Origin of the sequence: Lactobacillus sp. UMNPBX1 (assembly GCF_002554085.1) — a bacterium.
GTDB classification, from domain to species: Bacteria; Bacillota; Bacilli; order Lactobacillales; family Lactobacillaceae; genus Lactobacillus; species Lactobacillus crispatus.
In genome coordinates this window covers 115213-141426 of record NZ_PCZI01000001.1, presented here as the reverse complement: position 1 = coordinate 141426, position 26214 = coordinate 115213, and the positions used below count along the sequence as shown (strand labels likewise).

At 37.1% G+C, this 26214-nt stretch carries 23 protein-coding genes, 1 pseudogene, 1 riboswitch and 1 other annotated feature; of the genes and pseudogenes, 8 read left to right on the top strand and 16 right to left on the bottom strand.

Features of this window, described 5'->3' with window-relative positions; all coding sequences use genetic code 11:
- Positions 1 to 27 precede the first annotated feature (27 nt).
- Entirely contained in the window at positions 28 to 1428 is a 1401-nt protein-coding gene (locus tag CP352_RS00730) for a hypothetical protein (RefSeq protein ID WP_060464296.1), read from the bottom strand.
- Between the two features lie 149 nt (positions 1429 to 1577).
- On the opposite strand from CP352_RS00730, the gene CP352_RS00725 reads away from it, so the two are divergent.
- Positions 1578 to 2075 (top strand): hypothetical protein, encoded by a 498-nt coding sequence (locus tag CP352_RS00725; protein ID WP_089143551.1) that lies wholly within the window; start codon positions 1578 to 1580, stop codon positions 2073 to 2075.
- Between the two features lie 61 nt (positions 2076 to 2136).
- On the opposite strand, the gene CP352_RS00720 is transcribed toward CP352_RS00725, so the two are convergent.
- The 5 genes from CP352_RS00720 to CP352_RS00700 all read right to left on the bottom strand — a co-directional run bounded on the left by CP352_RS00720 (position 2137) and on the right by CP352_RS00700 (position 6015).
- Positions 2137 to 3057 (bottom strand): DUF2974 domain-containing protein, encoded by a 921-nt coding sequence (locus CP352_RS00720; RefSeq protein WP_089143552.1) that lies wholly within the window; start codon positions 3055 to 3057, stop codon positions 2137 to 2139.
- 75 nt (positions 3058 to 3132) lie between these two features.
- The gene (locus CP352_RS00715) at positions 3133 to 3786 is read right to left on the bottom strand and encodes an amino acid ABC transporter permease (RefSeq protein ID WP_005724282.1); all 654 of its coding nucleotides are present in this window, start codon (positions 3784 to 3786) and stop codon (positions 3133 to 3135) included.
- A gap of 17 nt (positions 3787 to 3803) precedes the next feature.
- Positions 3804 to 4445 (bottom strand): amino acid ABC transporter permease, encoded by a 642-nt coding sequence (locus tag CP352_RS00710; protein WP_005720819.1) that lies wholly within the window; start codon positions 4443 to 4445, stop codon positions 3804 to 3806.
- Positions 4445 to 5263 (bottom strand): transporter substrate-binding domain-containing protein, encoded by an 819-nt coding sequence (locus tag CP352_RS00705; RefSeq protein ID WP_013085992.1) that lies wholly within the window; start codon positions 5261 to 5263, stop codon positions 4445 to 4447. The genes CP352_RS00710 and CP352_RS00705 overlap by 1 nt, the downstream gene beginning before the upstream one ends.
- An 11-nt stretch (positions 5264 to 5274) precedes the next feature.
- Positions 5275 to 6015: an amino acid ABC transporter ATP-binding protein gene (locus tag CP352_RS00700; protein WP_089150540.1), complete on the bottom strand. Its 741-nt coding sequence runs from the start codon at positions 6013 to 6015 to the stop codon at positions 5275 to 5277.
- Positions 6016 to 6248: 233 nt separating this feature from the next.
- Positions 6249 to 6496, bottom strand: a binding site (T-box leader).
- A gap of 157 nt (positions 6497 to 6653) precedes the next feature.
- Between CP352_RS00700 and udk the strand changes: the two genes are divergently transcribed.
- On the top strand, positions 6654 to 7283 hold the full coding sequence (gene udk / locus CP352_RS00695) for a uridine kinase (RefSeq protein WP_013085991.1): 630 nt from the start codon (positions 6654 to 6656) through the stop codon (positions 7281 to 7283).
- Positions 7284 to 7347: 64 nt separating this feature from the next.
- Here udk and CP352_RS00690 read toward each other — a convergent pair whose 3' ends face one another.
- The 5 genes from CP352_RS00690 to CP352_RS00670 form a co-directional block, all read right to left on the bottom strand.
- The gene (locus tag CP352_RS00690; protein WP_089143553.1) at positions 7348 to 8751 is read right to left on the bottom strand and encodes an MFS transporter; all 1404 of its coding nucleotides are present in this window, start codon (positions 8749 to 8751) and stop codon (positions 7348 to 7350) included.
- 106 nt (positions 8752 to 8857) lie between these two features.
- Positions 8858 to 9436 carry an ECF transporter S component gene (locus CP352_RS00685; RefSeq protein ID WP_057726755.1) on the bottom strand — a complete coding sequence of 193 codons (579 nt, stop codon included), beginning with the start codon at positions 9434 to 9436 and terminating at the stop codon, positions 8858 to 8860.
- A gap of 53 nt (positions 9437 to 9489) precedes the next feature.
- A riboswitch (TPP riboswitch) is annotated at positions 9490 to 9580 on the bottom strand.
- Between the two features lie 36 nt (positions 9581 to 9616).
- Complete coding sequence (locus CP352_RS00680; RefSeq protein WP_089143554.1) at positions 9617 to 11386, bottom strand: ABC transporter ATP-binding protein; 1770 nt, start codon at positions 11384 to 11386, stop codon at positions 9617 to 9619.
- A complete protein-coding gene (locus CP352_RS00675) occupies positions 11387 to 13120 on the bottom strand; it encodes an ABC transporter ATP-binding protein (protein WP_013085988.1) in 1734 nt (577 codons plus the stop codon).
- On the bottom strand, positions 13107 to 13559 hold the full coding sequence (locus tag CP352_RS00670) for a MarR family winged helix-turn-helix transcriptional regulator (protein WP_005720830.1): 453 nt from the start codon (positions 13557 to 13559) through the stop codon (positions 13107 to 13109). The genes CP352_RS00675 and CP352_RS00670 overlap by 14 nt, the downstream gene beginning before the upstream one ends.
- A 177-nt stretch (positions 13560 to 13736) precedes the next feature.
- On the opposite strand from CP352_RS00670, the gene CP352_RS00665 reads away from it, so the two are divergent.
- Entirely contained in the window at positions 13737 to 14555 is an 819-nt protein-coding gene (locus CP352_RS00665) for a transporter substrate-binding domain-containing protein (protein WP_005724289.1), read from the top strand.
- 41 nt (positions 14556 to 14596) lie between these two features.
- On the opposite strand, the gene CP352_RS00660 is transcribed toward CP352_RS00665, so the two are convergent.
- Positions 14597 to 15265, bottom strand: a complete 669-nt coding sequence (locus tag CP352_RS00660) for a type 1 glutamine amidotransferase (RefSeq protein WP_065990490.1) — start codon at positions 15263 to 15265, stop codon at positions 14597 to 14599.
- A gap of 160 nt (positions 15266 to 15425) precedes the next feature.
- On the opposite strand from CP352_RS00660, the gene CP352_RS00655 reads away from it, so the two are divergent.
- Together CP352_RS00655 and CP352_RS00650 are read left to right on the top strand one after the other, a co-directional pair.
- A complete protein-coding gene (locus CP352_RS00655; RefSeq protein WP_061204516.1) occupies positions 15426 to 16757 on the top strand; it encodes an APC family permease in 1332 nt (443 codons plus the stop codon).
- A 226-nt stretch (positions 16758 to 16983) separates the two neighbouring features.
- Positions 16984 to 18303, top strand: coding sequence for an APC family permease (locus CP352_RS00650; RefSeq protein WP_089143555.1), 1320 nt, complete (start codon positions 16984 to 16986; stop codon positions 18301 to 18303).
- On the opposite strand, the gene CP352_RS00645 is transcribed toward CP352_RS00650, so the two are convergent.
- The 4 genes from CP352_RS00645 to CP352_RS00630 all read right to left on the bottom strand — a co-directional run bounded on the left by CP352_RS00645 (position 18300) and on the right by CP352_RS00630 (position 23004).
- Positions 18300 to 19103 (bottom strand): helix-turn-helix transcriptional regulator, encoded by an 804-nt coding sequence (locus CP352_RS00645; RefSeq protein WP_061204514.1) that lies wholly within the window; start codon positions 19101 to 19103, stop codon positions 18300 to 18302. The two genes, CP352_RS00650 and CP352_RS00645, sit on opposite strands and share 4 nt — an antisense overlap.
- Before the next feature lie 94 nt (positions 19104 to 19197).
- Complete coding sequence (locus tag CP352_RS00640) at positions 19198 to 20118, bottom strand: aldo/keto reductase family oxidoreductase (RefSeq protein ID WP_005720836.1); 921 nt, start codon at positions 20116 to 20118, stop codon at positions 19198 to 19200.
- A gap of 87 nt (positions 20119 to 20205) precedes the next feature.
- Positions 20206 to 21828 (bottom strand): ABC-F family ATP-binding cassette domain-containing protein, encoded by a 1623-nt coding sequence (locus CP352_RS00635; protein ID WP_057726750.1) that lies wholly within the window; start codon positions 21826 to 21828, stop codon positions 20206 to 20208.
- Between the two features lie 93 nt (positions 21829 to 21921).
- Positions 21922 to 23004: a M42 family metallopeptidase gene (locus tag CP352_RS00630; RefSeq protein WP_013085984.1), complete on the bottom strand. Its 1083-nt coding sequence runs from the start codon at positions 23002 to 23004 to the stop codon at positions 21922 to 21924.
- A 101-nt stretch (positions 23005 to 23105) separates the two neighbouring features.
- On the opposite strand from CP352_RS00630, the gene CP352_RS11230 reads away from it, so the two are divergent.
- The 3 genes and pseudogenes from CP352_RS11230 (at position 23106) to CP352_RS00615 (ending at position 26182) form a co-directional block, all read left to right on the top strand.
- The gene (locus tag CP352_RS11230) at positions 23106 to 23690 is read left to right on the top strand and encodes a hypothetical protein (RefSeq protein ID WP_223845444.1); all 585 of its coding nucleotides are present in this window, start codon (positions 23106 to 23108) and stop codon (positions 23688 to 23690) included.
- A 164-nt stretch (positions 23691 to 23854) separates the two neighbouring features.
- A complete protein-coding gene (locus tag CP352_RS00620) occupies positions 23855 to 24991 on the top strand; it encodes a hypothetical protein (RefSeq protein WP_223875837.1) in 1137 nt (378 codons plus the stop codon).
- Positions 24984 to 26182: pseudogene (locus CP352_RS00615) on the top strand (multidrug efflux MFS transporter). Before CP352_RS00620 ends, CP352_RS00615 begins: the two are co-directional and overlap by 8 nt.
- The last annotated feature ends 32 nt before the right edge of the window (positions 26183 to 26214 follow it).

Sequence of the window (26214 nt, the reverse complement as noted above, 5' to 3'; positions counted from 1 at the left end):
AGTATTAATTGAACTTCTTTTTTTTACCTAATTATTTACTAAAAATGGATATTGAATTTGATCATTATCAGTTACATTCAACTTGTAACGAGCACGATATAAAGCCTTTTCTACCGCTAATTGCCCTGCAGTTGTGGCCATTGCAATCGAATATGACTTGTGTGGTGAATTGATCAGGATTTGACTGATAGAATGCTTAATGTATGACTGGATTAGAATGACATAATTCGATTCCTTACATGCACGTAAAACATTAGAAGCCTGTTTCATCTCGATAATTCGAGCTACTCCATTGTGTGCTTCAATCACCTTAGCCAAGTTAGAGGTTAAGCTCTTGTCTCCTACTACAACGGTAACTCGTTTTTTATCGAGGTCAAAATCAATTCGGGAAGCATAGTCTTCATTTTGCTTTTCAGACGACTGCTTCTCCTTTTTTTCTAATTGATGCAATAAAGACTTGTGTCTACCTTTAGTCTTGTGCTTTTCCGTTTCTTTATTTTTATCCGGCTTTTCCTTCTTTTCTGGAATAGTAACTTCAGCTTCGGCATAACGCCATCTAACCCTAATGAAGGATGGATCACTGACTCGCCAAACAATACTAATCAGGTCATTTTCGTGTAAGTTAAAGTGACTTACAGTATTCATGTCTAAGTATAAAATAGCTTTTTCAGGATTTACTTGACTTAGTTTTTTGCCATTAGAGTCCTGCTTGATGTATAAACCAAAAGAATCACGGTGAACTACCGCTGGACCAAATTCGATAATTTCCTCATCTGGCGCAAAAGACTTTGCATGATGCTCAACTTTAATAATTGGACGATTGCCACTGTCATTTAAGTGATCTAGCAAAGTAACTGTATCACCGTTTTCCAGCTTTTCAATTCTAGTCAAGTGTTCATTAAAATATTGTACTGAATGACCATTCTCATCCACTGCTTCTGCACCTAGCAGCTTACGTCTAATCTCATATTGTTTTTCCTTTGGTTTAGCCACAGGAATTATTTTCTTAACCACAGGCTTAGGAATAGGAGTTATGGTCGCATATTTGTTTTTATTCTTTAAAACCGTAGGACTCAGAGCTTTAGCAGCTTCTTCTTTTTTAGCTTTTTCTTTTTCAAGCTCTTCCTTCGTTTTTTTCGGCTTTATTTTTTCTACAGTATTTTCATCATTTTCTTTTTTAGTTTCTATTTCAGTTTTATTTTCTAGCTTATTCTCAGTTTTTATTTCTGGCTCATTTTTTACAGCCTGATCAGCTTTTTCCGCAATTTTAACGACTTCATTCTTATTCTCAGGTGGATTGCCTAGTACTGCCTGGTTATATATTTTACTAATAATTTTCAACGCAATCATTGACTGCTTCAGTGATTGGGGATCGCTCCCCGTCGCCTGCATTAAATCAATAATATCTTTTCTATAATCAATCGTCATATATTTACCTTCTTATTTCTTAAATATGAATATTATACAAAAATTTTTAATGCTAATCTAATTCTTTATAGATTTTTATATTATTTTTCCTGTAAAACCATTATAATAAAAGTAGTTAAAATATCCTTTATTAAACGGAGGAAACTACTATGAAAAAGAAACTATTACTTTTCGTACCCTTTTTAGCCGGTTTATTGTTCTTGGTATCTACACCAACTTATGCTAGCAAGCTTCCTAAAGGCTATGGTATTGCTAAAACCTTTACCACACCAAAAGCAACCCGTGGCACCTGGTATTATCGCGAAAAGGGTGATAAAACAATTTCTAAGGTAAAGATCACTGCTCATAGCGTAGATGGTAAAAAGCTTTACGTACCTTCACAAAAGTTCTTCGAGAAAAATGTTTACAACGTTTCAGCTAAGAAGCGTAATCAGTTCATCAAAAAAACTGAAAATATTTATGCTGCAGCTAACTATAAAAAGGGCTTCAATGTCAACAATTGGGTTAACTTAGCTGGTGATGGTGAATACTACATCCCTGTTACTAGAACTGTTAACGGCAAAAAGGTTAAGGCATTAAGAATAGCTACTGGTGCTGGTCCTTATACTGCTGCATATGCATACAAAACTAAGGCATTGGTTAAATAATCATTGTCTAACGAAAAAGCAAATTAGCATAATTTGCTTTTTTCTTTTACCGATTTTTCTTTTACCGATTTTTACTTTTCCGTATTTCTCCTTCAAAAAGAGCGGTCAATTTTGCCAAACTCTTATGATCAGGATAGCGTTGAACTAATTGCTCAATTTTATCGGTAGCTAATTTTTTTACTTCTTCGGCTGAGCCCATTTTCTCTAAAAAATCTGCCAAATCACCTGAACGAGCAAGTAACTTACGCTCACTACGACTTTCTGCCAGAAAAGCTTGATCAACCTTACGTAACTTCAAACTACCATCTGCATTAAAGTGATATCCTCCCCACATATGCTGCTTAATTGGTTGCATCGGTTCGCTATCCACATAACACAATTTTCCTACCATATGGTGCGTCTCAGTAATTCCTAACGTAACCGGGTCATAAATATCGACATAGTTTAAAATTTTCTCCCGCATTTTAGCCACCTGACGTCGTTCAGCTGGCGTCAGTAAAAGCCAAATATTGGTTCCTTCATACAGATAAGCAGCTGCAATTGCTTCTGGATGACGACAATTAGCTAAAGCAAACTGAGCATTAATTGAACCTAACGAATGACCATAAATATAAATTCTACTACCTTTAAATTGATTAATTGTCTGATTCAATAAGTGAGCAGCTGACTTTAATTGGCTAGGAATCGTCCGTTTTCGTGCAAGCAGGGCTTTTAAAATTGGTAGATTAGTTTTAATCCATTCATCACGCCAAGTTTGTGGAGTCCCCTTTTTAAAACCATATGATCCTTTAAATAAGATTGTTATTTCATTCGGACTTGAAATGACGAAGGCTCGCATCCCATCCTTAGCATAAACATTACGACAAACAGTTCCAAGATAATGTTGATCTATTTTGATAGTATCACCCAGCTGCAATTCATCATATGCCTTTTTAGTTAATTCAACTCGTTCACGATCTGTTAACTGTGCATTTACACTCATAATTTTTCCTAAAATAAAAAACTAACTCTTACTATTATGTTAGCATGAGTTAGTTTTTTTGGATAATTTGAGCCTTTAATCATATTTTTTCTGCAAGTAATTTGCAATCGTTGACAAGCAGAAACAGACAATAAAGTACATGATTGCAATAATCACATACATTGGAATTAAGTAAGTCGTGTTCTGACTGTAAATAATTTGTGCGTGGTATAAAAGCTCTGGCAAAACAATGATAGTTGCCAATGAAGTATCCTTAACCAATGATACAAATTGTGATAATAATGCCGGAATCATATTGTGCAAAGCTTGTGGCATAATTACATGATACATAGCCTGACCATACGACATCCCGTTGGAACGGGCACCTTCCATTTGACCCGAATCAACTGAGCCAATTCCTGAACGAACAATTTCTGCTAGCATTGCACCTTCAAAGATGACTAACGCTGCAATTGAAGCTGTCGTTGGATTCGTTACAATACCTAATTGAGGTAAACCAAAATAGGTAAAGAAGATGATCAACAATAGCGGCAAGTTTCGAATAATATCAATGATAAAGCCTACAATTGCAGACACATACTTAATTTTCATGTAGCGAACTAATCCTAAGATTAATCCTACTACGAAGCTTAATGCAATTGAAATTAATGAAACATAAATCGTTACCCAAAGTCCTTGTAATAAGAAGCGGATATCGACCCATGAATATGCATGAATAAAAGTTTCCATTCTCTATCCCCTTCCTATTAGTTGACTAATTTTTTCTCTAAATGACGCATGTAGTAACTAAGCGGCAAAGTCAAGATCAAGTAGAACAATCCAACAATAATATAAGTATCAATTGTTTGGAACGTTGAGAACGCAATCAATTGTGCTTGATACATCAAGTCAAAACCGGCAACAAAGGCCAAAACTGAAGAGTTTTTAACCAAGTTGACAAACTGGTTGCCTAGTGGTGGAATCACTATCTTCATCGCTTGAGGTAAAATGACATAACGCATGGCTTGCACATAGGTCATACCGTTGGAGCGAGCACCTTCCATTTGACCAGTTCCAATTGAATTAATTCCCGCACGAACGGTCTCTGCAATAAACGCTGATGTATAAAGCGTTAACCCAATTGTCCCCGCTTGAAATCCTGACAATTTCACAATATAACGTGGAACGATCAAATAAAAGATCATGACAATTACCAGCAAAGGTATATTTCTAAAAATCGCAATATAGATCTTCGCGATCACTTGGCCAAATTTAGATGGTGCTACCTCAAGCAAGGCAAAAATCACGCCTAAAATCAAACTGAAAACTAGAGCAATAATACTACTTAAAATAGTATTCCAAAAACCTGTTAGGAAGCTGCCCCAGTTGTTAGTAATAATTTGCCACATTATTTCAAAACCCCCTTTAGACTAAAACCAGGAATTCCAGCAAACCACTTTTTAATCAAACGGTCATAAGTACCATTCTTTTGTAATTCATTCAAAGCTTGGTCGATATGATCAGCCATTTGTTTTTGTCCCTTATTAACAGCAATTCCGTAAGGAGCATTACTATAGACGCCGCCGACTAACTTATAACCAGGATTTTCTTGAGCGATACCGGCAAGCAAACCGTTGTCAGTAGTTAATGCCACACCTTGGTTAGCCTTCAATGCAGACATTGCTTGACCATAGTCATCATATTGCAAAATCCGCGCTTTAGGGGCATACTTATGTACATCATCAACTGCGGTAGTTCCTTTAACGGCCAAAACAGTTTTGCCTTCCAGATCCTTAACATTCTTGATCTTACTATTATTAGGCACTAACAAAGATGAACCGGCTGGAAAGTATGGCTTAGAGAAGGTTACTTGCTTGGCACGTTCTGGTGTAATAGTCATTGTGGCTAAAACAGCATCAACATTTCCATTTTTTAAAAGTGGGATTCTAGTGTTGGCAGTAGTAGTAACAAAATCGGTTTTAGCATCTTTACCTAGCATTTGCTTAGTTAAAGCCTTAGCCAAATCGATTTCAAACCCTTCAATATGTCCTGTCTTAATGTTCGTTAAGCCAAACAATCTAGTATCTGCTCTAACGCCCCAAACAATCGTCTTGCTCTCTTTTACTTTTTGATAAACATTGCTACTAGCATGCTGACCACAAGCTGTTAAGGTAAACGCTAATAGAATCAGCAAAGGCAAGAAAAGAAATCTTTTTATCTTTTTCATGGCGTGTCACCTTAATCTTTAGAAATAACTTTGCTTAAAAATTGCCGAGCACGTTCAGTATCTGGATGAGCAAAGAATTCTTCTGGCTTGCGATCTTCTAAAATATGACCATTATCAAAGAAAATTAAGCGATTGCTTACTTCTCTAGCAAAACCCATCTCGTGGGTAACCACAACCATAGTAATGCCTTGTTCAGCAACATATCTCATAACTTCTAAAACATCTTCAATCATTTCTGGGTCAAGGGCACTAGTTGGTTCATCAAATAAAATCACCTTAGGGTGCATTGCTAATGATCTAGCAATCGCTACTCTTTGTTTTTGTCCACCAGATAATTGACGAGGATAAGAGTCAATTTTATCGGCCATACCTACTTTTTCAAGATATTGCATCGCTACTTTACGGTTCTCATCATCAGGACGCTTTAGCACAATCTTAGGCGCCAGCATAACGTTCTCTAACACAGTGTGATTATTGTAGAGATTAAAGTGTTGGAATACCATCCCAACATTTTTACGAATCTTATTAATATCGGTCTTTTTATCAGCCAAATCATACCCAGTTACAATTAATTGACCGCTATTAATTGGTTCCAAGCCATTCATAGTTCTAATTAAAGTACTCTTACCTGAACCAGATGGACCAATAATTGAAACCACTTGACCATCATCAATCTTTAAGTTAATATCTTTCAATGCATGGAGCTTTCCGTAGTACTTATCAACATGCTTAAATTCAATAATTGCTGTCATGGCTTCTACCTTTCTTTCCTTTGTCTACACAATATAATTATTTTACTCTTCTTAAAGCTAAAACTAAATATTTTAGCAATTCAAAATAGTATAATAGCCTGCTAATCTTATAAATTTATTCGGTTTTAGCAAAATATATTTGTATTTAGCTAGATTAAAATAATCATATTAACGCTACTTACGAATTTATTAACTACTAACTTTTAGGATAAAGAAAAAGTCCCTCATCCCTAAACTGGGACGAAAGACTTCTTTCCGCGGTACCACCCACATTGCCTATTAGATATAGACCTACTCATGAAGCACTATCATGCTTCACCGGTGTGGTAACGTACCGGAGACGTCTCAACCTACTCTAAGAATTGTTATTTCGGTGAGCTGCTAAAAGTGTTTTTCAATAGTTCAGGGTCTATTGGCTTTTCACTAGCACCAACTCACTGTTAGAAATAAACTATCTACTTGTCTTTTTCATAGCCTTTTAATTTATTTATATGTATTTAACCTTATTTTGGGATAAAAAGCAAGCAAAATTTCTTATACTTCAAAATGAATCCGTTTTTAATACAAATAAATGCTGTTAATATTCGGAAAATAGCTTAAAATATTTAGTGATATATTGAAAAACAAAGGAGTTTGAAATGGGAAAACTTGAAAAACCCGTTATCATTGGAATTGCTGGTGGTTCTGGAAGCGGCAAAACTACCATCGCTCATGAAATTGCGGATAATATTAATGATCAAGATCGCATTATGATCATGACCCAGGATTCTTATTATAAAGATAATACTGGTGTATCAATGGAAGAAAGAATGAAAATTAATTATGATCATCCTGATGCTTTTGATATGCCGCTACTTGAGGCACAATTAAGTCAGTTAATGCACAGAAAACCGATTGAAATGCCAACTTATGATTTTACCGCTCATACTAGAAGCGATGAAACTATTCATGTTGAGCCGGCCGATATTATTATCTTAGAAGGAATTTTAGTCCTCTTCAATGAAGATATTCGCAATTTGATGGATATTAAAGTTTATGTTGATACCGATGATGATATCCGTTTTATTCGCCGACTTGAGCGCGATATGAAGGAACGTGGTCGTTCACTTGACTCTGTTATTAATCAATATTTGGGTACAGTTAAGCCAATGTACAACCAATTTATTGAACCAACCAAGCGCTATGCCGATATCATCGTACCTGAAGGTGGGGAAAATGATGTTGCAATTGACATGTTAACTACTAAGTTACAATCTGTTTTGAAATAAGCAGCAAAAGACCTGATAATCACAAAGCGAAGATTATCAGGTCTTTTCTTTATTCTAAATTATCTTAATTTTGATTATCATCTTGTGCATTAGCTGTGTCCAAAATTCGGTTATACTTCTTGGCAAAGAAGACCAAAAGCAAGACACTAGCAATAACATAAATTACCGCTGCAATGTAATAGGCATTTGCATAACCATCTTGGGTAGTAAATAAGTAAAATTCGGTGAAGAGTCCATCAATGACACCGACAACAGCATAAGCAATCTGAACCACACCGGTAAAGGCTGGACGCAAGTCCTTATCAACAATAACCATCTGAACTTCTTGTTGAATTGGCATTGTGGCATTGGCTAATCCTGTTCTTAAGAAGAGCAAAAGACCGACAATTACAAACAAAACTGTCCCGCTACCTAAGCGACGACCGTTAGCTAGCAACAACATAACTGGCACACAGGTCAATGTACCTGCAGCAACAGAAACAATCGCCCCCATCTTCTTTTCCAAGAATGGCGCAAAGAAATATCCAATTAGCATCGCTGCTTGAATAAAGGTGTTAATGGTAGAAGTAACATCACGTGGAATGTGCAAATAACTATTCAAATAAATCGGCACATAAACAGCAACTAAACGAGCACCAAGTTGAATACCGGCAATATAGACAATCCACATCAATGTCTTCTTGCTCAAAAGCTTTTTATACATAGCCATCTTCTCTGCTCTGCTAGGCTCCTTGTCATCTGCAGTAGAACGATAATCACGTGGCACATCATGAATAAACAAAGCCAAAACAAAGGCTAACATGGTTACGGCAGCCGTAATGTAAAGCAGGATTCTGTATGAATTTGTATAATCTGCTAAAGTTTGACCAGTTAACATCTCTGACTTACCAGAAAGAACAGATGCCTCATGATAAGGAATGCCTCTAATCAAACCAAAGAACCAAACGACAGCTTTCCCACCTAAAAACGTACAGATCGTTTGTGTAATCAAATTAACAATCATTACTGTTGAGAACATCTTAGTTCTAATTTTTCCCGGAACATATGAGGTCCACATTAATGGATACATCAAATCATAAACCCCAATTGCTGTCCAAGAAATAGTATAAGCAATCATGATAACGAGCTGGTTAGTCGTGATACAAGTTAAAGCCATAAAAATCGCAGTCATTGGCGGCAAAATCAATAAAATCTTGCGATAACCCCACTTGTGAACTGTAGCGATCATTACTGACATCAAAATAGCAGTTGCCGCATTAAAAATGTTTAATCCAGAAATCAGGTGTGGCGCTACAATTTTGTAATAAGATAGAGCCGCATCATTCGTAATCCCAGTTACTGCACCCAAAATGCCGTAGATCCATAAATAAATAAATAAATAAATAATAACATTATGTTTGTAACGCGGATTCCAGTTCTTAATTGCTTCTGCCTCAGCTTCCTTTTCTGCATTACTTCGTCGAGCCATATAAATCCCCTTTTTTTGAAAACGTATACAATACATCTAATTTTATTCTATCACTCAAATGGTATTAATAAAGTGTGTGTATACGAAAAGGTATGGTTTATAGTTTCTAGGCAACTTTAGGTTTTAATGCTTTATCGAAAAGATTGGTAATCAATTTCACTAGGACACCATCAAACAGTAATGATGAAATCATACTTACAATAAACATCAAAATTTGTACATTAACCTGATAATGACTCCAACCAAACAAAAAGTAACTTGGTATAAAACCACCTAAATTGGCAAAGAAAGCACCAGTCAAAACGCTCTTCCATGAGAACTTTTCATAGCGTTCTTTTTTAGGGAAAAAGCCGATCTCGTTCATTGCTCCTTGAATTAACCCCTCAAAAATAGTCAAGGCTCCCCACTGGCCACCGATCGCCATCTCAACCGTGGCAGCCAGCAATTCACCAATAGTTCCAGCTCCCTTAGTTGGTACAAAATACATCGCTAAAGGAGCAGCCATATACCATAAGCCAGTAAAAACGTTGTCAACAACCGGTGCATAACCGGTGGGTAAAAAGCTTAATTTTACTAGGTTATACACATTGTTAAAGCCATAAGTGTAAATCACACCCATGATGATCCCGATTAAGGCAACTAAAATAACTGATTTTACATTCCATTTTGACGATCTAGTAAACATAAAAAATGCTCCTTACTAACATACTGTCAGTAGGAGCACACAAATAAAAGTTAATTCTCTTGTTAGCACTTTCCCTTGCGCAAGTATTATCTTGTTCAGGTTCGAAGGGTATTATCTCAGCATTACGCACCCCTAGTGACATTTCATTTATTTATCAATTAAGTCAAGTATAGCACATTGTTAATCAAATGCCATTTGATCTGTGTAAAGTTTGTAATAAAATCCCTTTTCTTTAAGCAGTGCCTCGTGGCTGCCTTCTTCGATCACATTACCATCTTTTAACACAACAATCTTATTAGAATTCAAGATCGTCTTTAACCGGTGAGCAATCACAAAGCTTGTTCGTCCAGCAATCACAGTATCCATTGCCTTTTGAATCTTTTCTTCTGTTACCGTATCTACGTTAGAAGTTGCTTCATCCAAGATTAGGAATGGTGGATTCGTTAAAATTGTCCGAGCAATTGACATTAATTGCTTTTGCCCAGTTGAAAAGATTGAGTTAGCATCGCTAACTTGAGTATCGTAACCATCAGGCAAAGTCTCAATAAAATCATGGATATTAGCCTGCTTAGCCGCTGAAATCACTTCATCCATTGAAGCATTCGGCTTACCATAACGAATATTGTCCGCTACAGTACCAGTAAATAAGACAGAGTCCTGCAGGACGATCCCAACATTATTTCGCAATGATGTTAGTTGAATATCACGTACATCTGTCCCGTCAAAGGTTACTTTACCTGAATTAACATCATAGAAGCGATTTAACAGGTTTATAATCGTAGTTTTACCTGAACCGGTTGGTCCGACCAGAGCCACTGATTGGCCCTTATCAACCGAAATATTTACTCCGTGCAAAATTTCTTTATCTTTATTGTAGCCAAAATGAACATTTTCTAGCTTGACACCATGATTCAAACCACTAATGACCTTACCATTTGGCACTTCGTTTTCATCTTTTTGTTCTTCAACTGTAGCTAATCTTCTTGCCCCAGTTAAAGCTAATTGAATCATGGAATAAATTGAAGTAATTTGTGTCAAAGGTTGGAAATAAACTTGTGAATATTCAACGAAAGTTACAATCAAGCCCAATCCAATAGCCTGAGAAATTTGACCGGAAATAATCATCCAAGACCCCATAGCGATGACAATTGCCAAATTAAGTAAGTTCAATCCGTTCATCAATGGGAATAGGATTCCCGAATAAAATTGCCCCTTAAACAAAGCGGTTCTTACTTTATTGTTGTAGACCTTGAAGCCATCAACCGATTCTTGACGCAAACCATTGGTAATAATCACCTTTTCACCATTGATCTGTTCGGTAATATAACCATTTAAATCGCCAATTTCATCTTGCTGCTTATCGATATAAACGCGAGCTTTTTTCATTAAAAGGACACTAATAATCAAAATGAATGGTGTTGTCGCAATCGTAGTCCAAGCCAAAGTACTATTAATCGTGAACATCACAATAATTGTTCCCACGAACATAATTCCCTGGGAAATAATTTCAAAAATCGCATTGTTCATTGCGTTGAAAATATTATCCAAATCGGAAGTAAATAGCGATAAAAGTTTACCATCCTGATGAGTATCAAAGTAGCGCACTAACATCCGTTGAAACTTGGCAAATAGATTCTCACGCATGTCATTAGTTAAATCCGCATTGAACTTGGACATTACCATCCAAGCAATAAAAATCGCTATCTGGCTCAATAAGTAAAACAAGAACATCGACCATAACGCGCTATAGAACGTGTTCATGGATGCTGTACCCTTTTTTAAATCAACCAAATAAGTAGTTAAAGCGGTAACTGAACGGCCTAAATATGTGGGTGCCATAACCTGTGCACCACTCGAAATCAAAGAAAGGATAACCACAATAGTGATTCCCTTCCAATAAGGCTTCAAATACTTAGCAAAATAGCGCAATGCCTTTTTCGTATTACTCATTTATTCATTTCCTCCTTTCTTACCTTTTTGTGTCTTGAAGATTTCTTGGTAAACCGGCGAAGTCTTAAGCAATTCTTCATGCGTACCTTGTGCCACTAATTTACCGTCATCTAACACTAAAATTGTATCGGCATTAATCACTGAAACAATCTTTTCCGCAATGATAAAAGTAGTAGTATCAGGCAGCTCATGCTCTAAAGCTTGCTGTACTTTCTTCTCACTTTCCGCATCCAGAGCCGAAGTTGAATCGTCCAAAATCAAAATTGGTGCTTTAGCAATCAAGCCACGTGCAATAGATAGACGTTGCTTTTGCCCACCGGAAAAGTTAGCAGAACGCTCCTCTACTTCATGATCGAAAGAATCGTTATAACGCTCAATAAATTCTGATGCTTGCGCCATATTGGCAGCACGCTGCAATTCATGTAATTTAGCCTGAGCATTACCTTGACGCAAATTAGATGCTATTGTACCTGAGAAAAGAACCGCTCGCTGCAGCACAAAAGAAACAGTTTTGCGTAATGCAGCTTCAGTTACATCCTTAATATTTTGACCGCCAATTTTTACTTCACCCTTAGTTGGATCATATAAACGAGCAATTAATTGGGCCAAAGTTGATTTACCAGCACCTGTTGCCCCAACGATACCAACCATTTGACCTGGCTTAATCTTAAACGAAATATCCTTTAAAGTAGGATCATCCCCATCAGGATAAGTAAAGGAAACATGATCAAACTCTACGCTACCGCTAAGAGGTGCAACCGAACCACTTTCCACAAACTTGACATCTGGTTCAGTCTCCAATACCTCACGAATACGTCCAAGAGAAATATTAGCTCTTGAAAATTGCATTAAGGTCATTCCGGCAATCATGATCGTAAATAGCAGGGTTAAAACATAGTTCACGAATGGACTGACTACCGCAATATCACTTGGATGTGCCGTAATATTTTTACCAATTAAATAAACAATTAAAGCAATTACGGTATAAGCGATCATCTGAAAAGCTGGCATAATTGCAGAGAACCAGTAACCAATCACAATGTTGTAGTCATTCAATTGGTCCGAAGTTTGATCAAACTTTTTAATTTCTTGTGGACCTTGATTAAATGACTTAACCACTCTCACACCTTGCAATGTTTCTTGTGCTTGATTAGAAATTCGGTCCATCATTTCTTGGAATTTGGTAAACAAACTATTCATTTGTCTTAAAACGTAAGCGCCAAAACCAAAAATAAGTGCAACCATGACCACTGGTGCCCACCAGAAGCGCGGAATAATCACGATACAGAAGATAAATGAACCGACAATTAAAATCGGCAACCGCAACATCTGCATAAATAGCTGCATCATCATGTTCATTACCTGGTTCATATCGTTGATCAACCGCGTAGTTAGAGAACCTGCTGAAAATTTCTTAATATTACCAAAAGAGAACGTTTGAATCTTAGCATAGGTATCTTCACGTAGATCACTAACTACTCCTTGTGCAATTTTCGCTGCAAAATAAACGTTAAAAATACCCGAAATAATTGCAATTATACCTAGGACTACTAGCCAGATTCCATCAGACAAGACTGCTTGCTTCTGATTCGCCATCAATGCCTTTTGAATATTTTCCAATAATTTAGGCTGATATAATCCAGAAAACGCTGAAACTAAGATAGCAATAATTGCACAAACAACATCTTTTTTATAACGCTTTAAGTATGGAAGAATTATTTTAAAGTTTTCCATTTTTACTCCTTTCTTCACTTAAAAAATGCCAAAAAGTAGTGCTCCATTCTTCTGAAAGCTTAGCTAACAATTTCATTTTGTCAGTTCCCATGGCTTGAGCCGTTTTTTCCTCTAACTCAAATAGAGGACGCAACCTGTCATAAGCATATTTCCGCCCTGCTTCGGTAAGCTGGCAAAATCGAACTCGCTTATCGCTAGGATCAACAGTCATCGTGATATGATCATGATCACGCAGAATCTTAATTCCTTTGTTAATCGACTGCTTGGGTAAATCACTCAGATTTACTAATTCTCTTTGCGTCAATTTTCCCCGAATCAGTAATTCATACATGATTACCACTAAATAGTCCGGCAAGTCATGATCCTGCTCCCATTGGCTATAAGCACGGCTGCCATGGATAATTGATAGATTTAATTTTTCTGTCTCACTAATTTTCATTACTTCACCACCATATTTAGTCTACATGCATACCAAATATATTAGTATGCACATGGACTATTGTCAAATCATTTTGTCAAAAATAAGACTATAATTAAAGTAAAGAAACAATTTTTGCATCTAAATTTCAAATTGGTATAATAAAAAAATCATCAAGTAAAACAAGGCAGGGATTATATGCGTAAAAAGTTTTTATTAATAATTTCAATAGTGGTCCTATTTGCTTTGCCATTAAGTGGCTGTAAGCAAAACAAAAAGCAAAACGTTTATCAAGCAGTTAAAACTAGTAAAACCATTAACTGGGGCGTCAAAGCCGACACGCCATTATTCGGCTCAATAAATATTAAAACAGGCAAACTTAATGGCTTTGAAATTGATTTAGCTAATGCATTAACCCATGAAATGCTAGGCAAAAATGCCAAAGCCAATTTCATAACAACAACGGCCAACACCAAGATTCAGCTTCTAAAAAACACGAATGTCGACGCCGTCATTGCAGCAATGACCATTACGCCTGAACGTAAAAAACAAGTCGAATTCAGTCACCCTTACTTTCCTGCTGGACAGTCAATTATGGTTGCTGACAGTAGCGCCATTAAAAATGCTAAAAATTTGAATAACAAGAAAGTGCTTGTAGTTAAAGGAACTACTGCCGCCGATGCTATCCATCAAGTTGCTCCTAAAGCGGAAATTTTACAATTCGATGATTACGGCCAAGCTTTTGCCGCATTAAAAGCTGGACAAGGAGATGCCTTTGTAACTGATAACGGAATTTTAGCTGGGATTTTGCGTGATAGTTCCGGCTATAAATTAGTTGGTGGCACCTTTACCAACCAGCCATATGGTATTGCAGTTAATAAGGGGCAAAATGACATGCTCAAGCATATCAACACTGCATTAGCAAAACTAGAAAAGAATGGCACATATAATCACCTAGTTAAAAAATGGTTTGGCAACATTCCTGGTATGAACATTAAAGAACTAGAAAAGAAGTAAGAAAAAGGCTAAGATCAAAATTTTGATCCTAGCCTTTTCGCTTATTTAGCAATGAAATCAAGTAAAGTAAACATTACATCTTTATTTTTCTCAGGCACACCATGATTAATAATCTCTGTAGGCGTTTGATGTAAATCATTATTTTCTAAAGCATATGCTCCATCATTAATAGCAATCTCACGCACATTATCAATTTGCGGTTCAAAGTGGAACTGCAACCCAATTACATTATCTCCCAGTAAAAAGCCTTGATTCTTAACTAGATCACTAGAGAATAATAACTTAGCTTCGGTTGGAATTTCACTCATTTGTTCATGCCAATGAAGAGCTGTTAACTTATCCGGAATTCCTGTAATAGTCTGATCTTGCAAATAAACTGGTGCCCAACCTACTTCCTTAGCGGGTGCATCAAGTACCTTATAGCCCAAAGTTTTAGCAATCTGCTGGCTACCAAAACAAATTCCCAAGATCGGCTTGTGTTGATCTAACATTTTTCTAATCAACACACGTTCATTTTTGACCCAATCAAGATCATCATTAGGACTGTTTGGACTGCCTAGGACTACTAATAGATCTGTTTCATCAACAGTTGGCAAAATACCAAAATTCCCTGGATGGTAAACGAACATTTCGTTATCTCTAGCATGGCACCAGGCTTGAATAGAACCAGGTCCCTCATTAGGTGCATGCTGTAATACATTAACGCGCATGAAATCCCTTTCTCACTCAACAATATTTTTGTTTTTCATTTTATACTCAATTCTAGTGGTAAACAAGAAGAGTCAATTAATCTTTTATCGTATTTTTAGAAACTATATGTCACCTTATATGATATAATGTTATACATATTTTTACATCTGGAGGACTTTCATGGACAATCACCTTAAACGCAGTATTGGCTTAGGTTCTGCACTTTCAATTATCGTTGGAACCATTATCGGTTCTGGAATTTTCTTTAAACAAGCTTCAGTTTTAGATAGCGCAGGCTCAACCTTTATGGCACTTTTAGCATGGATTTTAGCTGGGATTATCACATTAACCGCTGGCTTAACGATTGCGGAAATCGGTGCCCAGATGCCTTATACTGGTGGACTTTACGTCTATATTGAAAAAATTTACGGCCGCGTTTTAGGTTTTATGGCTGGTTGGATGCAGGCTATTGTGTACGGTCCTGCTATGATAGCTGCAGTTACCGGTTTTTTAAGTATTATGGTGACTAATCTCTTTGGCATCGGCACCGAATGGCGTATTCCCATTGGTTTGATCACTATCATCGCTATCGGCGGTTTAAACTTTTTAGAAAATAAAGTCGGTGCAGCCTTTGCTATAATCACTACAATTGCTAAGATGATCCCTATTTTTGCAATTATCTTCTGCGGCATCTGCTGGGGTGAGCAAAACGCTGTCGCCCAAACTGTGACTGAGCTGAATCGATCAACAGGTGGTCTTGGCGTAGCCGTTCTCGCTGCCCTTTTTGCCTATGACGGTTGGATCTTTATTGCAAATTTAGGTGGTGAAATTAAGAATCCACAAAAATTATTACCCAAAGCAATCATCATTGGAATCACTACAGTATTAGTAATTTACGCGTTAATTACTATTGGTATTTTTAGTTTCATCCCTGCCGATAAAATTCATGCATTAGGTCAAAATTCAACCACTTATTTGGCTGACGCTATTCTTGGTCCAATTGGCGGTAAAGTTCTATCTGTCGGCATTATTATCTCAATGCTAGGCACTCTCAATGGAGAAATGCTCACCTTTCCTCGTATTATTTACGCTATGGCTAAGCGCGGGGATTTGCCTTTCTCAAGATTTTTATCATACGTTACACCTAAGGGAAAAGCACCAGTTATGGCTACTATGCTCTTAATTACCTTAACTGGAATTATGATGACTTTCTTCGATCCTGATTACCTATCAAATCTCTGCGTCTTCACAATTTATAGTTTCTATGTTTTAGCATTCTTTGGCTTATTCATTTTAAGATACAAAAATAAGGACCAACGTCCTTTCAGCGTGCCATTTTATCCCCTAATTCCTTTAGTAGCAATTGCAGGCGGGCTCTTCGTTTTAGTCAGCCAATTCTTCAATGATCCCGCTGGCGTTTTGCTTTTTACTGGAATTACCGCTGTCGGCTGGCCAATTTTCTTTTTAGTTAAAAAGATGAGCAAAGCACAGAATACGATTATCGAAGACTAAAAATCTCAAATTTTTCTTGTTCATTTTTAATAATTATGATATTCTAATTAAAATTAATTTAGGAGATTCAATTATGATTTATCAAGACACCACATTGGCATACTCATCTAGCTCAAGTTCCAACTGAACTTGAGTGATTTTGGTGTACGTAAATCAGCAGCCGGATTCACTCAATCGTTTCTAGACGATAAGGTGAATCCGGCTATTTTTGTATAAAGGAGAAAAAATGGACAACAAGCTTAAACGCAGTATTGGTTTTGGCTCAGCTTTTTCAATTGTAATCGGAACTATCATCGGCTCTGGTATCTTTTTTAAGCAGGCTTCTGTTCTTGACAGTGCAGGTTCAACTACAATGGCCTTACTAGCTTGGATTTTTGGTGGTCTAATTACCTTGGCTGCAGGTCTCACCATTGCCGAGATAGGGGCGCAAATGCCCTACACTGGTGGTCTTTATGTCTACATTGAAAATCTCTATGGCCGCATTTTAGGCTTTATGGCTGGTTGGATGCAGATCATCGTGTATGGTCCTGCAATTATTGCCGCCGTTGCTGGTTTTATGAGCATCATGATGACTAACTTTTTTGGTTTGAATCATTCATGGCGCATTCCTTTGGCTTTAATCACAGTTTTAGCAATTGGAATCATGAATTTCTTTGAAAATAAGGTAGGTGCAATCTTTTCGGTCATAACCACGATTGCCAAAATGATTCCGATCGCTGTAATCACCATTTGTGGAATCTGTTGGGGTCAACAAGATGCGATTAACCAGACTGTAGCAGAGGTTAGTCAACACACTAGTAACTTCGGTGTTGCTGTTTTAGCCACTTTATTCGGCTACGATGGCTGGATTTTAATCGCTAATTTAGGCAGCGAAATGAAAAATCCCCAAAAATTATTACCTCGAGCAATCATTGCAGGAATTACAGCTGTTTTGGCTATTTATACCCTAATTACAATTGGGATTTTCCGCTTCATCCCCGCTAATCAAATTCACCAACTAGGCGAAAACACTACTACTTATCTAGCTAACGCGGTTTTCGGTGCAATCGGAGGTAAAATTCTTTCCATTGGCATCATCATTTCAATGATGGGAACATTAAATGGAAAAATGCTGACCTTTCCTAGAATCGTTTATGCCATGGCTAAACGAGGAGATCTACCTTTTTCTAAATACTTAGCCTATGTTACTCCTAAAGGAAAATCTCCCGTTGTTGCTACTTTGTTTATCGTCCTTTTAGCCCTTTTAATGATGATTTTCTTTGATCCAGACCACTTATCAGATCTTTGCGTCTTTACAGTTTATTGCTTCTATCTTTTAGCCTTCTTTGGAATTTTTATCCTAAGAAAAAAGAATAAAGCAGAGCGTCCTTTCAGTACTCCACTTTATCCTTTTGTGCCTATAATTGCTATTTTAGGCGGTTTGTTTGTCTTAATCAGTGAATTAATTAATGATCCAGCTGGTGTTTTACTTTTTGCTGGAATTGTCATTATTGGATTACCAATTTTTTACGCCGTTAAGCGCATGAGCAAACATCGTTTGCATTAAAGCGACCTTTCTACACTGTAGCTTGCTCGCCACAACTCTTCCATTTTAGCTAAACGATGCCAATCCCCTTTTTGACACATTGTATATAAAGCATGTGCAGGATCATAGGCAATTGGATTACCTTCTGTTTCCTTCAAATAAGCTCCAACAATGTTGATTAACATCATCCGAAAGCGTTCAATCTCATTTCGGCTAAAGTAAGTTTCAAAATACTTGCTGGTTAAGCAATCAACCGTTGCTTGCGAGGCCTTATGCAAAGAAGCCGGATTCTTACGATAGTTATATAAAGTATAGGTTGAAATTCCTGTTGCCTTACTTAAACTAGTAATCTTCACATTGCGATCAGTTACCAATTTTTCTGCTCTTTGTACATCGGTTAAAATTTTCGGATGCTTAATGTGAGGAAGCATCGGAATACGTTTGCTTAACTCTGCGATTACTTTTTCAGCAGCTTCCCTCATTTGCTGAGTGGCTACTGTCTCACTTACCTTGTCATCAAGCAATTCTCCTACAACGAAAGTATGATCAGTCACTTCATACCTTCTAGTAATTGCATTGTAAAAATGGCCTTCAACCCCTGTGATCTTAACTGCATCAGTTCCAGCTTTCTCATAGTCAAAAAAGATGTGTTGTTGATCACCAGTTAATGGTGAAAATGGTAAATTATCTAACGTAAAAACTTGTACATTTAAAGTATAATCTGAATGAACGGAATCTTCTGCATCACTACGATACATTTTCACTTCCCGATCATGAATAAAATCTTCAAAAATAAGATTTTTTCCATATTTTTTTTTCATTTCTTAATCCCCTTTTATATAGTCCTATTATCCATTATAAGCAAAAAACTAGCTTTTAAAAGCTAGTTTTTGTTTTTATTAGAAAATATTCGGTTTAGGGCAAATAATTACCAGCAGCTAAGTATAAATCGTACCACTCCTGTCTAGTCAATCGAATCTTGGCACCTTTAGCAGAATCCCTAATGTGTTGCGGATTCATTGATCCAACTAGCATTTGAATATTTGCAGGATGACGTAAAATCCAAGCTGCAGCGATCGCATTTTTACCTACCTCATACTTATCGGCCAGTTTTTGCAACTCTTGATTCAACTTGGGGAAGCCATCATTATCAATGAAGGTCCCTTCAAACATGCCATACTGGAATGGTGACCAAGCCTGCACAGTAACTTTGTGTAGACGGGCATAATCAAGAAATTGGCTATCACGATCAACTGATGGTTTATCTACCATATTCATATGCATCCCAAAGTCAATCATTCCTGTATGTTTCAGGCTAAATTGTAATTGATTGAACATCAAGCGCTGGCTCAAGCAACTTTGTAACAATTTAAATTGAGCCGTATCAAAATTAGATACGCCGAAAAAGCGCACCTTACCTGCTGCCTGTAGTTGATCAAAAGCCTCAGCTACTTCTTCTGGATCCATCAATGCATCTGGTCGGTGAAGTACTAATGAATCAAGATAATCTAGTTGCATTCTTTCCAAAATTTCATCAACACTATGCAAAATATGTTCTTTAGAAAAATCATAACGTTTTCCTGGAACAATTCCTGTTTTAGATTGAATAAACATCTCTTCACGCTTGATCTGCATTTGGCTAAAAGCTTGACCAAAAATCTCTTCTGATTTTCCACCGCCATAAATATCAGCAGAATCAATGAAGTTGATCCCAGCATCATAGGCGGCTTGAATTGCCACTTGAGCCTCTGGAACTGATTTTTGATTCATTCGCATAATGCCAAGTGCCATCGCTGGAATGCTTAAAGTAGTACATCCCATTTTAATTCGTTTCATAATGTAAGTCCTTTCATTCTTTATTTACCTCACATCATGAACCAAAAATAGCTAAGTTTCAACCACAAGAAATTCAATAATCTTTTATTAATATATCTTAGCTACTGCCGATTGAATTGATTCTTTATCTAAGAATTCGTCATAACTTGTATCTTGGCGACTAACAATACCTTTAGGTCCAACTTCGATAATGTGGTTAGCAATAGTCTGAATAAATTCATGATCATGTGAGGTGAATAAAATTGAACCTGGATATGAAACAAGGGCATCATTTAATGCAGTGATTGACTCAAGATCTAAATGATTAGTAGGATCATCCATGATCAATACATTAGCCGGTTCAAGCATCATTCGGGACAATTGACAACGAACCTTTTCCCCACCGGAAAGTACTTTGATCTTCTTTTCAATTTCTTCCCCACTAAAGAGCATTCGACCCAAGAATCCACGTAAGAAAGTGTTATCGTCTTGTTCCTTAGTAGCATATTGACGCAGCCAGTCCAAAATTGTTAAGTCATCATTATTAAAGTTAGCGTTCAAATCGCGTGACATGTAGTTAAAGGCCGTTGTTTGACCCCATGTAACGGTACCAGTATCTGGCTTAAGCTTACCAGCAACGATATCAAGCAGCGCAGTCGTTGCTAAAGCGTTACGTGATAAAAATGCTACCTTATCACCAGGACGAACAATAAAGGAAACATTATCTAGAATTTTTTCACCATCAACTGAATAAGAAACATTTTCCACCTTAACTAGGTCATTACCTAAATCACGGTGCATTTCAAATTTTACAAATGGATATTTACGACTCGATGGCTTAATATCATCTAAAGTAATCTTATCAAGTTGTTTCTTACGAGAAGTTGCCTGACGTGATTTAGATGCATTGGCAGAAAAGCGGGCAATAAATTCTTGCAATTGCTTCATCTTTTCTTCTTTTTTAGCATTTTGGTTAGCAGCTAATTCATTAGCTAGCTTGCTTGATTCATACCAAAAGTCATAGTTCCCAACATAAAGTTGAATCTTACCACGATCAACGTCACACATTTCAGTACATACTTGATTTAAAAAGTGTCGGTCGTGGGAAACAACAATCACAATGTTAGGGTAATCAGCCAAAAAGTCTTCTAACCATTCAACGGTATGAACATCCAAACCGTTAGTCGGTTCGTCCAATAGCAAAATATCAGGATTACCAAACAAAGCTTGGGCCAATAAGACCTTAACTTTTTCGCTTTCAGGTAAATCCTTCATCATCATTTGATGTTCTTCTTCAGGAATCCCTAATGATTGCAGCAGCTTAGCCGCATCCGCTTCCGCATTCCAACCATCAAGTTCTGCGAACTTGCTCTCTAATTCAGCTGCCTTAACCCCATCTTCATCACCAAAGTCAGGTTTGGCATAAAGAGCATCTTTTTCTTTCATTACTTGATACAGTTCCTTGTGCCCTTGAATTACTGTGTCCATGACAGAGAAGTCTTCGAAAGCAAAGTGGTCCTGGTTCAAGCTGGACATGCGCTCATTGGGATCAATTGAAATTGAACCTGTTGTTGGTTCCAGTTTCCCCTCTAACAATTTAAGAAAAGTTGACTTACCGGCACCATTGGCACCAATTACGCCGTAGCAGTTGCCTGGAGTAAATTTTAAGTTAACGTCTTCATAGAGTGTGCGGCCACCAAATCGTAAACTAACGTCGGATACTGTAATCAATCTCTTTACCTCGCTTAAAATATAAAATTATGTTTAAGTATATCAAAAAAGATGGTCCCTTATAATAGAGAATCCATCTTTTTAAGCAATTTATTAAAACTTTTTGAAGCTATCTAGCTTTTCCTGGGTAATATCACGAATAATTGCAGTAGCTAAATCAACTGAAGCCTTAAAGTCCTTATAACTACTGAAACAATATGGTGAGTGTTCATAGCGCACCGGAATACCGATGACAATTGTTGGCGCACCATTTTCGTAGTAAATTGCAGCGCCATCCTGACCGCCACCGGTTCTAACTGAACGAGTATATGGAATATTATTTTTATCAGCTAAATCACATGCATATTGTTGGAACTTAGGATTTGGTAAAAATGTCGTATCCATATCGCGCAACATTGGGCCACGTTTTAGACCAGTTTGAGAAAGCCAGTCAGGCGTAAAAGTATCATCAGCTGGACAGCTTTCGAGTACCAGACAAAGATCTGGCTTAACTTTTCTAGCCGTTACATAGGCGCCACGCAAGCCAACTTCTTCTTGACTAGAAAGTGCAGCCACCACGTCAAAGTTAGTTTCTTCACCCTTCAAATTATCAAGCACATCAACCATCGCACCAGCACCAAAACGATCATCAAAGTCTTTACCGAAGAATAAACCGGACTTTTCATGATATTCACACTTAACATCAACAAAGATAGGGCAACCTGTATCAATCTTGTAGTCCTTGATTGTCTCCTCACGGCTAGAAGAACCAACATCAATTGACATATCTGCCACATCAGGTACATTATTGCGCTCAGCTGCTGTCATGAAGTGAGGCGGCTTAGTTGCTACAACGCCAGGGATATATTCTCCATCACGATTGCGCACTTTAACGCGCAAGGCTGGAATATTATATTTTACCCAACCACCAAGTGGAACAAACTTAATTAAACCATTAGGGCGAACAGCTTGCGTAATGAAGCCTACAGCATCTGAGTGCGCATCAAGTTGAATTACCGGTCGATTTCCCTTATTTTCTTTCTTGGCGGCATAAACATTGAGCATCCCATCTACCTCAATATCTGCCGTTTTTTCCGCATAACTAGTAAACAGCTTAACGAATTCTTCCTCAAAGCCCGAAGTTGAATTGGCATCTGAGAATTCTTTCAACATTTGGATTTCTTGTTCTTTTTGCATAATTTTTCCTTTCTATAAAAAACGCTTAATTTAATTTTACCTAGAAAAACAGTCAAAGTAGACTATAATTAAAAATAATTATTGCAAAGGAAAAATAAAATATGAAAAATAAATTTTCAATGATAATTCTTTTCCCCCTGTTTTTTAGCCTATCAGCCTGTTCCAACCGTTCTAGTCGTCCCGCTACGGTTAACGAAACAGTAAGCAGTTCTGCGACACATAAAGCATCCAAACAGGCAAATGAGTTTAAGCCTAATTTAAAAAAGAAATATCCTGGCTTTAAGTTAACCAGCATCCCCGAACAATTTCGCGGTACCTGGTATCGTAGCGATCCACTGAGCAAATCAGCTCGCAAATTAATTATCAACAAGCATACAATTGGTGACTCAGTAGTTTATCGACAAGTGGATAAGTCCATTAAGCTGGATCATAACTCTGAGCAAAAGAACAAGACCTATTCTGGCGGTGACTCCATGATTGCCATCGAACAGCATCAAGGGCAAACTTGGATGCGCGTTCGTGAGTTTTTGACACCTGTAGATATTATTTATATTACTGGTCAATTTAAAGGACATCCTTGTTTATATCTTGCATATTCCTCTGGAGATATCCACAATGCACTTTTTAAAAACAAAGCGCTAGCAATTAAGTATAAAAACTATGACTTTTCTAAAATTAAATCATGAAAGATATTAACAATCTACTACAACAAAAAAGTAACTTACTCTTAAAAATTAGCTCGTTACCCTTAAACCTATTCCCTTATTTAGTATTCAGCTTAATTATTAAACAAAATACTGCAATCAGCGTGCTGCCTTTTGCACTCTTCTATGCCTTTCGGCGCACAACATTGTTTTTATTTAAAGGCGGCGAAAATGAAGATAATGTTATTGGCTGGTTCGGTTCATTGGCAGCATTATTTGGCTATTTCTTAGGGATTTTCGGCATCTTTTTACCAGCCCTTTACTGCATTAGCGCATCCCTTGCCGGAATAGGCGCCGCATGTTTCCCTAGCGTTCAAAAACAAATCGCCATTGAAAGCGACTATCATCCAAGCAAGAATGATCTTTTTGCTTATTTTGGCGCAATTTTAATTTTACTAGCAATAGTTGTCTTTGTTGAACCACATCTGCCAACAATTTCATTTATCGCAATGCTCATTTATACGCTAATTGCTATACTCGGCTTTAAATATTCTCCATTTAGAGCACATTCACGGGAAATTGTATTGCAGTGGCAAAATGTCTGGTTAACTCTTGGTTTGCTACTGGCTATTCTCTTAATTCGAGAAGGTTGGAACTCGGGAAAAGACATCTTCTCTATTTTTGGTATTATCGTTTCAGCCGTAGTCGTTATTAGCTATCTGATCAAATTAGCTTTAAGCCAAAAACATGGTAAATTATCTCGCAAAATGCAGTATCGCCTGACAATCGCAGGCCTCTGCCAAGACTTTACCACTATCTTTTCAGCCGTTTATATTTCTGTTTTATTTGGTGCAAAAAATTACTACTGGTTATTTGTCATTATCTTAATCGCCAGCTTTATCAAACGTCCATTATTAAAAACGCTACGTGAATATTTACCATTTGATGACTTCACCATTCAAAGTTGGGGCATTGTTCTCGGTCTAGTTATTACGCTCTTTAGGCCAACATACTTTGCAGGGATTTTTTTGATTCGAATTTTCTACAGTTTACAAAATACTGACACCTTAGATCTTATCCGTGATCATGTCGATACAAATATTTATATGATCAACTATCGTTTTCGCACTGCTGGAGGCTTCTTAACTCAATTAATTCTGTGGGGTGGCTTGCTTTTATTCAATGGACCGCACATCTTTGAGCAAATCTTTAACTACCATATTAATAAAAGCGTTATGAATTCTAGTCAGCCCTTATTTTTAACTCACTTAATCTTGGTGCTATTCATAATCAGCTTTACAATTTATACTTTAAAACTTAACAAAGGGAATAAAAATGAATGAAAAACCTATTTGGAAAAAGAATTTACTTGTCTTATCTATTGCGGTCTTTATCGCTGGTATCGCCTTCTCTGAAGTAATGCCGTTTCTGCCATTATATATTGATACACTAGGCAATTTTACCCATAAGCAGTTAAACTTTTGGTCTGGCTTTATCTACTCCGGTACTTATTTTTTGTCTGCTAGTTTTCTCCCTGGTGGGGAAAACTAGCAGACAAAAAAGGCAGAAAGCCGATGACATTACGAGCTTCATTGGGAATGGCTATCGTCCTTGGCTGTATGGGGCTAGTTACCAACGTTTATCAATTATTTATTTTAAGAATGTTACAAGGTATTTTTGCAGGCTTTGTTTCTAATTCCAATGCTCTAGTTGCGACTGAAACTCCGAAGGAAAAATCTGGACAAGCACTTGGCACTATGGCGTCTAGCTTTACTGCTGGCAACTTACTCGGGCCATTTATTGGTGGAGCCTTAGCGTCTATTTTCTCCTATCGCGTTACCTTCTTTATTACAGGTGGTCTATTATTAATTGCATTTCTTTTGTCATTGTTCTTTGTCCATGAAACAGACTTCAAGCCAGTAACTGAAAAGAAACTTGATAAAGCAAGCGGAGTAATTAAAGAATTACGCTCACCGCAATTAATCTTTGGCTTGCTTTTAACTACCTTGATTATTCAGGCGGCTAATAATTCGATCAATCCCATTGTGTCGCTGTATGTTAAGCAACTGATGGCTAGCCATGGCAATGTAGTATTTATTTCCGGGGTAATAGCTGCTTTGCCTGGGATTGCTACTTTCCTTGCCGCATCTCGCTTTGGCGCATTAGGAGACAGAATTGGGACACACAAAATCATTATTGCCGGATTCATCGGTGCGACTATTCTTTTCTTTTTAACTGCTTTCGTGCAAAATACAGTCGAACTTGGAATTTTACGCTTTCTGGTTGGCTTTACTGATGCTTGTTTATTCCCACAAGTGCAAACCTTGCTTACCAAAAATACGCCAGCAAAAATTACAGGTCGAATCTTTTCTTGGAATCAGTCAGCTATGTATATCGGTAATATTTTTGGACCGCTACTAGGTTCAACTATCTCTGGATTAACTAATTACAGTACCGTTTTTATTGTTACTGCTGGAATTGTCGTCTTTAACTTGATTTTGTTTAGATTTAATGTGATTAAAAATTTGCAGTAAAAAAAGTGTTTGAGTTTCTCTCAAACACTTTT